At 68.9% G+C, this 12857-nt stretch carries 12 protein-coding genes; 2 read left to right on the top strand and 10 right to left on the bottom strand.

Features of this window, described 5'->3' with window-relative positions:
- Positions 1 to 909 precede the first annotated feature (909 nt).
- Entirely contained in the window at positions 910 to 1491 is a 582-nt protein-coding gene (locus ABH937_RS19160) for a hypothetical protein (RefSeq protein WP_280691467.1), read from the top strand.
- A gap of 637 nt (positions 1492 to 2128) precedes the next feature.
- Complete coding sequence (locus tag ABH937_RS19155; protein WP_280691468.1) at positions 2129 to 2851, top strand: class E sortase; 723 nt, start codon at positions 2129 to 2131, stop codon at positions 2849 to 2851.
- A 158-nt stretch (positions 2852 to 3009) separates the two neighbouring features.
- Here ABH937_RS19155 and ABH937_RS19150 read toward each other — a convergent pair whose 3' ends face one another.
- The 10 genes from ABH937_RS19150 to ABH937_RS19105 form a co-directional block, all read right to left on the bottom strand.
- Positions 3010 to 3396, bottom strand: a complete 387-nt coding sequence (locus tag ABH937_RS19150; protein ID WP_280691485.1) for a transposase — start codon at positions 3394 to 3396, stop codon at positions 3010 to 3012.
- Positions 3397 to 3678: 282 nt separating this feature from the next.
- The gene (locus ABH937_RS19145; RefSeq protein WP_370146497.1) at positions 3679 to 5079 is read right to left on the bottom strand and encodes an alkaline phosphatase family protein; all 1401 of its coding nucleotides are present in this window, start codon (positions 5077 to 5079) and stop codon (positions 3679 to 3681) included.
- Positions 5070 to 5663 (bottom strand): hypothetical protein, encoded by a 594-nt coding sequence (locus ABH937_RS19140; RefSeq protein WP_280691470.1) that lies wholly within the window; start codon positions 5661 to 5663, stop codon positions 5070 to 5072. The genes ABH937_RS19145 and ABH937_RS19140 overlap by 10 nt, the downstream gene beginning before the upstream one ends.
- 1086 nt (positions 5664 to 6749) lie before the next feature.
- The gene (locus tag ABH937_RS19135) at positions 6750 to 7088 is read right to left on the bottom strand and encodes a hypothetical protein (protein WP_280691471.1); all 339 of its coding nucleotides are present in this window, start codon (positions 7086 to 7088) and stop codon (positions 6750 to 6752) included.
- Between the two features lie 729 nt (positions 7089 to 7817).
- Positions 7818 to 8351, bottom strand: coding sequence for a hypothetical protein (locus tag ABH937_RS19130; RefSeq protein WP_280691472.1), 534 nt, complete (start codon positions 8349 to 8351; stop codon positions 7818 to 7820).
- 667 nt (positions 8352 to 9018) lie between these two features.
- Entirely contained in the window at positions 9019 to 9327 is a 309-nt protein-coding gene (locus ABH937_RS19125) for a hypothetical protein (protein ID WP_280691473.1), read from the bottom strand.
- Positions 9328 to 9466: 139 nt separating this feature from the next.
- Positions 9467 to 9778: a hypothetical protein gene (locus ABH937_RS19120; protein ID WP_280691474.1), complete on the bottom strand. Its 312-nt coding sequence runs from the start codon at positions 9776 to 9778 to the stop codon at positions 9467 to 9469.
- A gap of 77 nt (positions 9779 to 9855) precedes the next feature.
- Entirely contained in the window at positions 9856 to 10302 is a 447-nt protein-coding gene (locus ABH937_RS19115) for a hypothetical protein (RefSeq protein ID WP_370146533.1), read from the bottom strand.
- 217 nt (positions 10303 to 10519) lie between these two features.
- On the bottom strand, positions 10520 to 10879 hold the full coding sequence (locus ABH937_RS19110; RefSeq protein ID WP_370218931.1) for a hypothetical protein: 360 nt from the start codon (positions 10877 to 10879) through the stop codon (positions 10520 to 10522).
- Between the two features lie 6 nt (positions 10880 to 10885).
- The gene (locus ABH937_RS19105; protein ID WP_280691477.1) at positions 10886 to 12019 is read right to left on the bottom strand and encodes a hypothetical protein; all 1134 of its coding nucleotides are present in this window, start codon (positions 12017 to 12019) and stop codon (positions 10886 to 10888) included.
- Positions 12020 to 12857 lie beyond the last annotated feature (838 nt).

Below are 12857 nucleotides of genomic sequence, written 5' to 3'. Positions count from 1 at the left end.
TCACGCAGACCCGGGTCACGCGAGCGGCGCCGTTGACCAAACAGCGCTGACCGAGTGCCCAGGGCGCGCCCCGCGCCCCGTGCGCCCCACTGCCACGCGGACCGACCTGGTTACCAGTTCGCCTGACCCACTACCCACCTCGCCAGGCTTCGTATACCGCCCAGCCCTGTGGCCCCCGGGTAGCATCGCCAGGGGGCTGCGATCTCTCGCTCGGGTCGCCAATGCGCCCGCGTCGCGGGCTCGAAAGCGGGGCGCATGGAACATCAACCGCGCCGCGCGAGGAAGCGTGCTCCGCCCTGGCTCTATCCGGCCGGGAGGGGGATCGACACCGATGCGAACCCGCCAGGGCAGCGACACGCACGGCGCGCCCGCTCCGCCGTACGCCGGTCGACATGGGATGGCGTGGACAGACAGCACGCGGGAGTTCGGCCTGGTCGTGACGCGTAGCGGCCCCAACTTCCATACACCTGCCCGAATGTGAGCCTGGGTTTTCGACCGGAACAGTCTCGGTGCATGGCGTCAGCGGCCGCGCCCGTCATGCGCGTCGGGCCAGGACGCGGTACCTCAGCAGCCCTCACGAGGCAGCGCCCTCACGCGGCGGGCAGTTGACGGTATGCCAACGACTCGTAGGCGGCAAGTACGCCGCTGCGGGCAGTACCGGGCATAGACTTCAGATGGCGAACCCGGGAACGACCGTAGCTCAAGCGACCGAAAACAGAATTGCCAAAAACACGATGGGGCGACTATTTACCGCTCGCGTCACCGACCGCCGTCTTCGGATTCTTACCTAGCAAGTCGGCACTGCCATATCCCTACGCCTATCGAGAGGGCCAGGAATGCCTGAGGCGCACGCCAGATCGGGGGGCGCGATTGCAAGCACTCCTGATCCGGACCCTTGTGGAGCTGAGCATGGAACGAGGTCATTCGCCCGCAACCCGGCGGGCGTTCGCCCTGGAGCGGCTGGACGCAACAGCCGCCCTGCTTGACGCCCTGGACGAACAGATCGATCGCGCCGAGGCAGACCTGGCCCGGCGCTCGGCCCAGGCCACAGCCGCCCCCGATGCCGCGCAGTGCCTGCGCGACCTCGGTGCCCTTGGTGACCTTACCGACTGCCGCATCCTGCGCCGGCGCCTGTCCAACACGTATGCCAGACAAGCATACGAAGTGGTGGCAGCCGGCCCGATGGCGCCACCCGGACCGTCCGCGCCCGGCGTGCACGAGGAGTTCCCGGTTGCTTTCTGGTTCCGACCGCCACCGATCAAGTGCGGACACCCGCAGGACGACCCGCGGATCGAAGAGGCCCGCCAGCACGTGCTCGAAGCACTGCACGCCGCACCGGACACCACCGTCCCTTCGCCTGCGGGGCGTCCCTGGCCCTGCGACAACCATGACGGGACACTTGAGTTGGCGTGGCAGCTGCCCGACCGGCTCCGCCAGTACGCCGATGCCGTCCGCGCCGCCCTGAAAGGCGGCCAGGTGGCACGGCGATGACAGCCGAGAATAACCCGCATGCCCTCTGCGTGTGGTGAGCACGACACGCCCCGGCGGGACTGGGCCTGGAGGCCCGGTTGAACGCGAGGGTGATCGCACATGCATGGCTTGAGCACATCCTGCCTAAGGTCGCTACGGGCAGGGATTCTGTATTCGTGGGCCTCCCGCGCCCCTCGTGCCGCGCAACGCTTGGCGATGAACCGGCTTTCGCCAGGTTCAACTTGCCCCGGATGCGGAGCCCGTTGCCGGTGGACCTGAGCGGCTCCTTGCTGGACGTGAACCAGGGCGGACCTACCTTCCGGCCGCCACGCGCCTGCCAGAAGGTGGGTCGAAGATATTCCGGTTGCGGCGGACCTGCTTCGCGCCGCCTAGGGCGCTCGTACACCACGCGAACAAACCCGACCCTCGGGGTGAGCCCCGAGCGCTGACCCACCATCGGATAGAGGCGAGCGACAGGAGTACCGCAGATGCACACGATCCACCTACCGCGAGGCCCCGGCAGCGCCTGCCGTCCTTGCCTGCCAAGCACAGGACGCAGCCTCGCGGCCTCGAGCCGAGGACCCTGCCCCGCCCTCCGCACGGCAGGACCCCCACCTCCCCCGCCTCCAGCTCGAGGCATCCTGGGAGCGATCCGCTGATGACCCGCTGCGAGGCGACCACCGAACGCCGACGGAGCAGCCTGCTCGCCCTGGTAGGCGTCCTGGGCGAGCTCTTGATCACGGGCGGACTGGTCCTGACTCTTTTCGTCGTCTACGCCCTCTGGTGGACGAATCTCACCGCTGATAACCGCTCAGGCCGGGCCGGTGAGCGCCTGCATCAGGTCTGGGCCGCTCCGCCCGGACCGGCGGCGCCCCGGCCGTTCCAAGGCGAGGGGGCGGTCGGTTTCCTGCACGTGCCGGCCATGGGGAAGAACTACCAGGTGCTGATCCGGATGGGCACCGGTTCGGAGATCTTGAACGAGGGCGCGGCGGGGGTGTACGAGACGCCCTACCACTCGGCGATGCCATGGGACCCGAGCGGGAACTTCGCTCTCGCGGCGCACCGAGACGGGCACGGCGCCAAGTTCCATGACCTGGACGCGGTGGAGAAGGGGGATGCCGTGGTGGTGGAGACCCGGGACTCGTGGTACGTGTACCGGGTGGACTCAGTTCTGGCGCGGACGTCCAAGAACGACACCGGTGTCATCGCGCCGATCCCGGAAGGCTCGGGCTATCAGGGCCCCGGGCGCTACATCACGCTAACGACCTGCACGCCGGTGTACACCTCCCGCTACAGGATGGCGGTGTGGGGCAGCCTGGTACGCGTCGATCCGGTGGACGCCGCTCGTACTCCGCCACCGGAGCTGACGGCAGACCATTGACGACTCGCTATCAACTGGCCTTCACCGCACGGGTGCACACCTGGGGGTGCGGCGGGGCGTGCCGCCGCAGCCTCGTGCACGGGTCCGCCATCCCTTGATCTTCGCAGGGAATCCCGGCCATTAGCGACTCCGTTGGGAAATCGCAGTGCGGGCTGGGATCAGGCTGCCAGATCGAGTGCTGCCAGGTGTGAGGTGCGGGTCTTGCCGAGGGGTGTGCCGGTGAGCCAGGCGTCGAGGCGGATGATGTTGATCGCGGTGACGGCGAATACATGACCGAGATGGGCTTTGGTCAGTGCGGTGTAGCGACTTCGGCGGATGCCGGTGCGCCGCACGGCCTGCGAGATCGTGCCCTCAGCACCTGCTCGGACGTCGTAGCGGGCCTTCGACTGCGCAGTCCGCTGCTCGATGTGGCGTTGCGCCAGGACCTGCTGCTGCTCGCGGGGTAGGAGCGTCAGAGTGCGGCCGTCCCGCTGGGTTTGCCCGCAACGACCCCACCTCGCAGATCCGCTCCGGGACCAGGTCCAGGACCCTCTCCTCCAAGCCATGCTCGACCAACCGGTACCGGAAGCCACCAAGCGCCATGAAGTCGAAGCCGGGACCATCCGTCCCAGTATCGAGCTGTCCAGGTCAGTGGGGGAACCTCACCAGGCGCACACCGAAACAGTTGGCAGCCGCCAATGTTCGACGGGCCGAGCTGGCCCGCCGCAACGCCAACCCGGCATAGCGAAAAGCCCCGGCGCTCACGCCAGGGAGGAGTCACACTGATGGAAGGTGCCGCTCGGTGGTGTTCGCCCGCCCGCGCCACGGCGGAGCATGGATGTATGGTCTCAGCGCCGCGGCTCCTGGCGTGGGAGTTGCTGGCTTGCGCCGGGCGGGGTGGCAGCGGGCAGGGTGGCGACGTCGTGCTTGGCCTGCTCCAGTGGTGCAGTGGTGTCAAGCAGAGGGGGCGCTGTACTGGGGCCCTTGTCGAACTGGAAGGCGGAGGTGAGGTCGCCAAAGGTCTGGCGGCGCCAGTCGGTGACGTAAGCGGCCCGTACGCCGGTGAAGCGTTCCAGGAACTGCAGGACCGAGGTGTGGTCGAAGAGTTCGGAGGCCACGCGGCCACCCGTGGTCCAGGGGGAGATGATGATGCACGGTACTCGAAAGCCTGCTCCGATCGGCACGCCCTGGACGAACTCGCCGGCGGTGCCGAAGGGGGGAACCGGCGGCGGGACGTGGTCGAAGAGGCCGTCGTTCTCGTCGTAGTTGAGAATGAAGACGGTCTTCGCCCAGACCTTGGGGTTGGCGGCGATTGCTTCGATCTTGGAGGCGATGAAGTCGGCGCCGGCCGCGGGCAGGGCGTTGGGGTGCTCGCAGCGGTCGGTGGTCGGCAGGATCCAGGAGACGGCGGGCAGCCGGTCGGCGCGGGCGTCGTCTTCGAAGGTGCCGGCGGGCTGAGCGGTCATCGCCTTGTCGTGGAGGGGGTCGCCTGGCTTGGCGTGCTTGAACGCCGCGAAGGCGGCCAAGGTGTTGAAGTCGCGGCTCTCGGATTCCTGGTAGACCCGCCAGCTCACCTGGGCGGCCTCCAGTTGTTCGGCGTAGGTGGTCCAGGTCAGTTCCCTGTCGGGAAAGAATCCGGTGACCGGGCCGCCGTGCCTGCCCTCGGCGTCGATGCCGCCGGTCATCCAATGGAGCCGGTTGGGCCAGGTCGGGCCCTGGACCGAGGAGAAGTAGTGGTCGCAGATGGTGAAACTGTCGGCCAGGGCGAAGTGGAAGGGGATGTCTTCGCGGGTGTAGTAACCCATCACGTAAGGCGCGTGCGTGCCGTCGGCGGCCCGGTGGGCGCTCATCCAGGCGTCGAGCTTCCCGCCGTTCCAAGCCCGGTGCTGGACGTGCCAGGAATGGTCGGTGGAGGGGATCGCCTGGGCGCTGGTGGTGCGGGTGTTCAGCCGGTAGGGCAGCAGGTAGCCGTCCGGGTGTGAGTTGTCGGGCTGATGGAAGACCGAGCGGCCGGTTTCCAGGAGCAGAGCATGCGGGTCGTCGAAGCCCCGCACACCCGCCAGCGTGCCGAAGTAGTGGTCGAAGGACCGGTTCTCCTGCATCAGCATGACCACGTGCTCCACGTCCTGCAGCGAGCCGCGCCGTGGGGTTCCTGCTGCCAGCGCGCGCTGCACGCTCGCTGGCAGCAGGTCGGCGCCCGCGGCAGTGGCCATCACGGTGAGCATCCTGCGTCGGGTCATCAGGGGCACGACGATGCCGCCTGCGGGTGGTCCTCGCCGCGGATCGGGCCGCGTGCGCTGGCGCCCTCAGCTGCCCGGTATCGGCGGACCCCGGCGGCGTCCATACGCTCCACAACCGGAGGGCGGGTGGAGCGTGCGGCGGGTGCTGGCAGCGTCGGGTAGTCGTGCAGGTGTGGGCAGCCTGCGTCAAGCCAGTCGAATGCCGCTCCGGTCTCAGCAGCCATCGCCGCGAAGAACCCTTCACCGTCAGGGGTCTGGTGGGTGGTGATCCAGGTATAAGTCGGGCCTTCCCACAGGGCACGCGCAATCAGCTGGCGGCCGTAACCGCGCCCCTGCCATCCGCGCCACAGATAGATCGCCTTGATCTTCCCGTAGCGGCAGGCATCGCACACCTGCCAGTGCAGGACCGCCACGTGGCGCCCGGACCGGTCATACATCCGCAGGGTCCGCGTTCCCGTTGGCCCCTGCGCCGGCCAGTAGACGCACCGTGTCGGCTGGCCGGCTGTCACCAGCCTCACCCACCACCAGCGGATCCGGCTCATGCCTTTGGGTACATTCCCCATGTCTGTTTCCCTTTCGCGGCGCTCGAGCATGCCGAAGACCCCGTGCCGAGAGCCCTTTCGGCACGGGGTCAGAACAGGGCCGCGTCCGGAAGTCGTCCCGTGCCGAATCCCAGTGCGCCAGACGCCCCGAACCGCAGGCCTGATGAGAGGACGGCGCTGGTCGTGCCCGATGACGCGATGCACGCACAGCTCACCCAATCGGGCGCACCACCGCGCGGTACCGGTGGGCGAGGTCCGCGCTGGGGCAGCTGCTCACCTGAGCTTGCTCCGCTTTGACTCGGACCATCGGTGTGGTGGTCAGAAGCCGTTGCTCTATCGATCTTGGCGAGCATGAGTTCGAGGGCGTCAACTCGGCCGGGTGGTCTTCTGGCTGGGCGAGCATGAACGTAGGGCCTCCCGCACAGCTCGTGGGTGTCGAAGCCATCGAGGGCACAGCTCCACATCGTCACGTCGGGGGCCAGAGTCGTAGACCGAACGGGCCGACACTGGAGGCATGTCGTCATGACCAGATAGAACCGCGCCTTCTCAGGGATGGGTGCGATCACTCGCTGCCTTGACCGGGAGAGGGATCACAGGCAGCGCTGGCGGCATCACGGTGACCCGTCTGCACACCGCGACGTCGTTACGTGCCCATACCTGGCCTCGGCCCGTTGACGGGCCGAGGCCAGAATCGTCGGACTATCGGACACGTCAAACTCCTGGGCACTCAGCGGCCGCTGGATACGGCCCCACCCGCGCTGAGCGGCCTCGAACGCCTGCCAGTCCACCTCAGCAAGCTCGGCAAGCAGGAACAGACGCTGAGGTCACGTGGGCGGAGCGGTCGCTCACGATGGCCTTCAACGAGGTGGTCTGCCGCATCCCACGGCGCCCCTCAACGAGACGTCCTGTGCCGTCAGGTCCGCCCCGGTGGGTTCCTGGAGTGCCCTCGCCGCCGCCGTGAACGTCCATACCCCGGGCCGGGCCTGCTGCCCCAACGAGCCGGGTTCGCCTGACAACGCCCACGCGGGAGCAGGACGTGGCCTTCGACATCCCCCTGCAGCGCGGCGAGACTGCGCCTCAGGACGCCGTCCGCGTCCTGCTGCGCCGCCGCTGCATGCAGGCGGCTGTCAACGGTGGTTACCGCACGTAAGGTGCCGATCGCGCCTGCTCATCGAAGACGGTCTCCTTGTGGATGGTCTCGGCCAGTTCACTCAGCTCCGCTTCCATCTCGATGCGAAACGGACCCTCGGGCTCGGTACGGAACAGGACCGCGTCGCCGTCCTCGAACACAACCCACAACTCTGCGCGGCCCCTCAAGCACCGCTCCAGCCTCGCCGCCAGGCGGGCGCGCTCGTCCTCCTGAGCGGGCACCCGCTCGAAGGCCTCGGCCTTGCCGCGGTTGTATGGGGCCGGGACGATCTCCCGGACCACACGCCATGCGCCGTTGATCAGCATTTCAACTCTCAAATTGGCCATACTCCAGCGTCCGTCCGCCAGTTGAAGCGCGCGCGCTGGGCAGCGGCGGTCCATCGGGGGCGGTGGCGGGGAACAGCAGGCTTGTACGGGTTCTTCCCGACTCGCCGCCCAGGCCGTGTCTGCTCAGCCCGTGCTCGACTGCGAGGCCCGCCAAACTGACTTCGGGTGAGCCGGCGGCGTGCCCGGATTGCGGTGCGCTGACCGGCCGCGTGCAAGGCTGTCGCGGGCGGATGGTCGCGGACGTGTTGGTTGATGCCCGCCGGGTCGTGCTCGCCGTGCCTGCGCCGACTGGTGTGCCCCGCCAGAGGCCTGTCGGCGAGGCCTTTCGCGAACAGATCCCCGGGCTACTGGAACGCCGCCAGCGCGGACGGTCCACCTGACCGGGCAGATCACGGCCAGGGCCACGGAGTTGGCCGCACGGGCTGCCGCGCGCACCCGGCGGGCGATGGCCATAACAGTCTGCCCGTTCACGGCGCTACCCATGCTCATACCGCTGCCGACCTGCGTCCACACCGCGAGGTGCACGGCGACCACCTGCTTTCGAGCGGACACCACGACACACTGCGCGCAACCCGGGCGATGGCGGTGCTCTGGCTCGGCGGACCTGGATCAATGCGGGACCCGGTTCCCTCTTCGTCATGGGAACCGGGTCTGCATCACTGCCCTCTGGGGCCGGCTGTGTGCCGCCTGCCCGCTGTGAGCACCCACTCAAGCTTCAGTTGCGGCGACTCAGATCGCGCCCACGTAGAAGGTCTGGTTGTTCTCGGCAGGGTTGTTAGCCCACATCCCGCCCGGGTCGAACCAGGTCTGCCTGCCCACGACCGTGCCGGGAGGAAGATTGGTCGGCACGATCATCACCGCGGAGCTGTTCGTGCTGATGAGCCCGTTGTAGGGCACGCTGACGTCGGTGGTGAAGATGCACTGGATGGTGCTGGGGCTGGTCACGTTGCAGTTGGCCACCGCTGAAGGGGTGCCGAGCTGCCAGGTCCCGACCGACGGCGGTAGCAAGGTCGCACCGTTCGCGGTCTGGAAGACGATCTGGGTGCCGGCCTTGAGGGTGCACCCGTCAACGGTCTGGCACGTCAGCCCATAGCCCGGGGCGACCGCGTTGACACCGTGTTGGAGCGTGACGGGGCCCGACCCGCCCTCAAAGGTCCAGTTGCCCGTCGAAGCGGACGCGGTGGGCGCGCCTGCGGCGAGAGTGACGGCGGCGCACACGCCAACGGTAGCGAGGGCAGCAGTGCGCTTGATGGTCTTAAGCATGTGGTCTTCCTTTCGAGAAGGAGGAGGACCCCTCGTGCGACACGGGGGCGGTCTCCTCGTGTGATAAGAGGAGCCGCGCCTGCTGATATGACGCCGCCGATGGCGTGTCAACGGCGTTAGGCGGGTTCATGACTGTGGGAGTTGCGCGCAAACCCCGGGCCGCGGCGGGGCTCCCGCTCGGCGGGCTGAGTGAAAGCGAGGCTGGTTCCCGAGGAGCTGACACCAGGCTTGACGCGTCGGTAGGTGATGGCGCAGCAGGCAGGGGAACGGGTCGTGGATGTCGTCGCGGCGCTCCCAGCGGATGCGAAGGCGTTGCGGCCGCGGGGCCGGGTGGGGCAAGACACGAACCTCACACCTGGCCGCACTCGAACTGGCAGCCTGATCCCAGCCCGGTTCGCGGATTCCCAACGGAGCCGTGAACGCCAGGGGCTCCTCGCAAGAATCCGCTGATGTCCTGCGATCAGCGACCGCCGACACGCCTGCGCCGCCCCCGCTCCTGACATTCGCCTGCCCCGGATGCCGTTCAGCTCGGGCGCGCCGGAGCATCTCGGCGGGCAGGTCCAGGCCGAGCGCCAATCCGCTGGGGCCGACTGCTCCCGCAGCGGGCAGGAGGCATGCGCCGCAGCCGAGGACCAGGACCGCGTCGCGGGGGGGCGAGTTCCGCGTGCTACACAAGGCGCCGGCCGGCTTGCCGCAACAGCCCGATGCCGACCTGGCCGTAGGTCGGCGCGGCACGGTCGAACAACTCTCCCAGGCGCCGTTCGGCAGGGCGAAGCATGGTCTCGAATCTCCAGGGCTGGTGCGACCGTATAGGGGTCAGGTCCAGCGGGTAGCACTGGGCCCGGTCGGCTATCGCGGTCACCAGTACGAGGCCGTCGATTCTGTCGGCCGGCAACTGGGAGCCTGCTTGGAGCCGCTGGTCCCAGCCCGAGACGGTGCAGCCTTCGGCCTGCAGCAGGGCTGCGGCGTTGGCCACGTCGGCCGGGAATTGGACGAAATGCCGTTATACCGTTCGAACTCGTCGGCGGGGATGACGAAGCAGATGTGCGTCACAGTGTGCTCCTGGGCACGGGCGGGCATGTGAGCGGGCGCAGGGGTGTGCGGGTGCCGGGGTCTCACGGGCGAAGTGCGGGGCGCAGCCGGTGCGCGATGCGGGCGATCCGCTCCAGCGGGGCCAGGTCGAGGGGAGCTGGGCCGGGCGCCGCGCGCAGTTGGCTGATGGCATCGCCGATCGCGGTGGTCAGTGGGGAATCGACGAGTATCCTCTCGAGGACGGTGCCGGGCGCCTCGATGGTCACCCGGTGGCAGTTACGGCCCATCGGGCGTTCGTCGCAGCGAAGTACGGGGTCGAAGTCGATCACCCCGCACGCCCGGTCGGCCCGGACCACGGCGCGCCGACGGCGGCCGGCCGGCCCGGCGGGCTCCACTATGGGGGAGCGCCAGGTGACGCGGATGCCCGAGGGAAGTCGCGCTCTCGCTGAGTGTGCTGAGGAACAGGTCGGGGTCATGGCGCGGGGTCAGCTGCGCGCAGGTGAGATCGCCGGTGACATATCCGTGGAAGTCCGCCGGATCGATGAGTGTGCGCAGGACTGCCAGGATGTGCAGCCATTCGTAGCCGAGGACGCCGTAGTCCCGATCGACGAACCGGCCCTGGGCGATGTCTGTGCGGCGGTCCTTGGTGAAGGTGATGTCGATGCTGCTGATCGATCGGTGCTGCGGCCGTGCTCAAGGCCAGCAGCTCGGCCAGGACGGCGGGGGCCTTGGAGTAGCGGTACTGGTCGACCAGGACCAGGCGGGCCTGGGGGTGGGCAGCCAGCAGCTCGGTGAACTCCTCGATCTCACCGCTGCGGCAGGCGGGCTTCTCCAGCAGCACACGGGCGCGCGGATCGCGTTCCAGTAGGGTGCGCACAGTGCTCAGGTGCGTGTCGGTGGGGCAGCACACGCTCCACATGTCCACCGCGGTGAGCACTTCCTGCGGCAGGTTACGTCAGATCGGTCCAGTGCGCAGGGCCGGCCCACCTGCCGTGGGCGGGATCGACGACCGCGCTGACGTGTGCGCCCAGGGCACGCAGGGCCGCCCGGTGCTGTCGGCCGGCCACTCCGTGGCCCACGATGGCGGTCCGGAGTCCGGTGGGCGGGTGTGCGGGGTGTGGCTGAGGGATCACGGTTCAGCTCCCGCCCAGGTAGAGGTCGTAGTACGCCTCGAACAGCCCGGATTCGGCGATCACCCGGTCGGCCAGGGCGGTGTCGAGGCCGACGGGCAGGTCGTGCGCCTGGCAGCACAGTGCCACGGCGGCGAGGAGAGTGCCGACCCGGTACGCGTCATAGCCGCGGTTGGGGATGCCCTCGTTCTCGAACAGGTTGAGCGAGCGGCCATCCCCCAGCAGGGTCACCGTGCGGCCATCGGGCAGCTGGTGGCGCACGCCGGCGACGGCGCACTCGATGCTGCCGCACGTGCACTCGGACAGGAGAGCGAAGTCCTTCGTTGCGAAGCCGGCCAGGTAGCTGCCGTCCGCAAGCAACGCCAATTCCCTTCAGTCGATGACCTGTTCGCCCGCGGTGCCGACAATCAGCAGCGGCCGGGTCGCGCTCAGCGCCTGCGCCATGGTCCGGTAGGTTTCGAAGCCCTGCTCGGCGGCCTGGATCAGGGCGAGGATGTCCGGATCGACGACCGCCACCCGGCGGCCGATGAACTTCTCGCCCGACACGACCTCGCGCAGGCGGCGCAGACAGCTGTCGGCGATCTCGTTGTAGCCCAGGTGGGTCTTCACGGCCGAGCGGGCGAGGTTCACCACCGGGATCTCCACTGCCCCGGCGGCCTTGATGCGCTTGAGTCCGCTGACGGTCAGTTCGATGGCCGCGTCCGCCCGGGCACCGCCGGCTGGGCCGTGGCCCAGTGCGAGCAACCCCCCGTTGTCGATGACCAGCACCCGGCGGTGCACGGCGTGGGCCTGGCGGATGAACTCGGCTACCCGCTCAGCGCTTTGACGGGCGTGGTCCTGCTTCGCGGCCGTGCTGGTGGCGTTGATGAAGGAGTTGTCCAGGACATCGCTGCGGTAGCCGCGGCGCAGGAACGTCTCGTGCACCTGGTCGCGGTTGCGCGTGCGGTCGCCCTTGGACAGCGCATAGACCCACTGCGCAGGTACGCCCACCCGCTCCATCGCGGCCAGGAAGCCAACACTGTTCTCCACGTAGTGGTCACGGAAGACAAGAGCCCATCCGGCCATGACCGGTTCCGGTATCGCGAAGCGGCCCAGCAGCGGCATGGCCGCATCGATCCCCGCCAGCTCCCGGTCGGTGAAACCGGCTCCGGCCCGGCGCACGGCCTCGATGACCCACCTCTCGCCAACCGACCCGGAGGAATCGCCCTCGCAGGCAAGGAGCACGACGTCAAACTGCGCAAGGGACGGCAGAATCACGTCCAAGGTGCGCGGTGCGCTCACCGGCCGCGGTAGACGGTGAACGGTGAACTGCTGTCCCTTCACGTACAGTTGCATAGCCCAGCTGCCCCCCAGCGGCTCGCAGCGCTCCCCCACCGCGGCCAGCGCCGCCCGCAGTTGCTCCTCGGTGGCCGAGGAGCCGACCACGGCGCAGACCCGGGGCGAGCCTTGCGGCTGCGCGTGCCGCCGCGGTGACCTTGCCGACGGTGTGGCCAAACGCGCGTCCACGATGGCTCCTTCACTTGTGGATCGAATGCTTGGGAAGGTCCGGCCCCGGGGAGCAGGGCCGCCAACCTGCCAGGAACGAAGGCCCTCATGATGGTGCGTCAGCGAGCCACAGGGCCGCAGCGCGCTGCGGGCCAGCCACGGCTACCGCTCCCACCCGCCCCCGGGGAGGGCGATGGCCCCATAGGTCAAAAGGCGCCCGTATACCGCCCGCGCCTCTCCGGCAGACCTACTGCCCCCAGCGCGGACAGTGCCCGCCCCGCCGGGCCACTCGGCCGCACGCCGCCACACCCGCGCGGCAATCCGCGCATCCACCAGGGCAGCCGCGAGAAAAAGAAAGTCCTTGGGCCCCTCCAGATCATTCGCATCGAAATTGCCGTTTCGGCGAGGCAGGTTCACCACGCTACGGGCTGTCCCGGTCCTCGCACCGGCTGGCAGGCGACGATTCCAACCGACTTAAGTCGGGGACACGATCCCCCGCCCTGGGGCGGTCACCGCCCTGCACGACAGCGCCCGCCGTTCTCCGACGGCCCGAGGGCGGCCTCCCGCCGACCGCGTCCGCCAGGCCACCCGGGCCCGGCCGCCTTTATGGGACTCGCCGCGAAGGCCCACCCGCAGCACCCGCTCGCCGACCACCGCGGTGAGCCGCGCCCCCTGCCTCGACGCATCGATCACCCGAAAGCACGACGTCCCGCCGCCTGACGGCGACGGGACGCATGCTCAGACACCATTGCCCACCAGCGACGTTGGCGGGAGCCACGGTGTTGTTGCGTGGCTGGGGTTGCTTGTTAGAGGAGGTGGGCGTGGGCGGTGCTGGCGGTGTGGTTGGTGTCGCCGGTGT

The sequence above is a fragment of the Kitasatospora sp. GAS1066B genome, assembly GCF_041262605.1.
Classification (GTDB): domain Bacteria; phylum Actinomycetota; class Actinomycetes; order Streptomycetales; family Streptomycetaceae; genus Kitasatospora.
The sequence above is the reverse complement of the archived record's forward strand: the minus strand, read 5'-3'. Positions and strand labels throughout refer to the sequence as shown.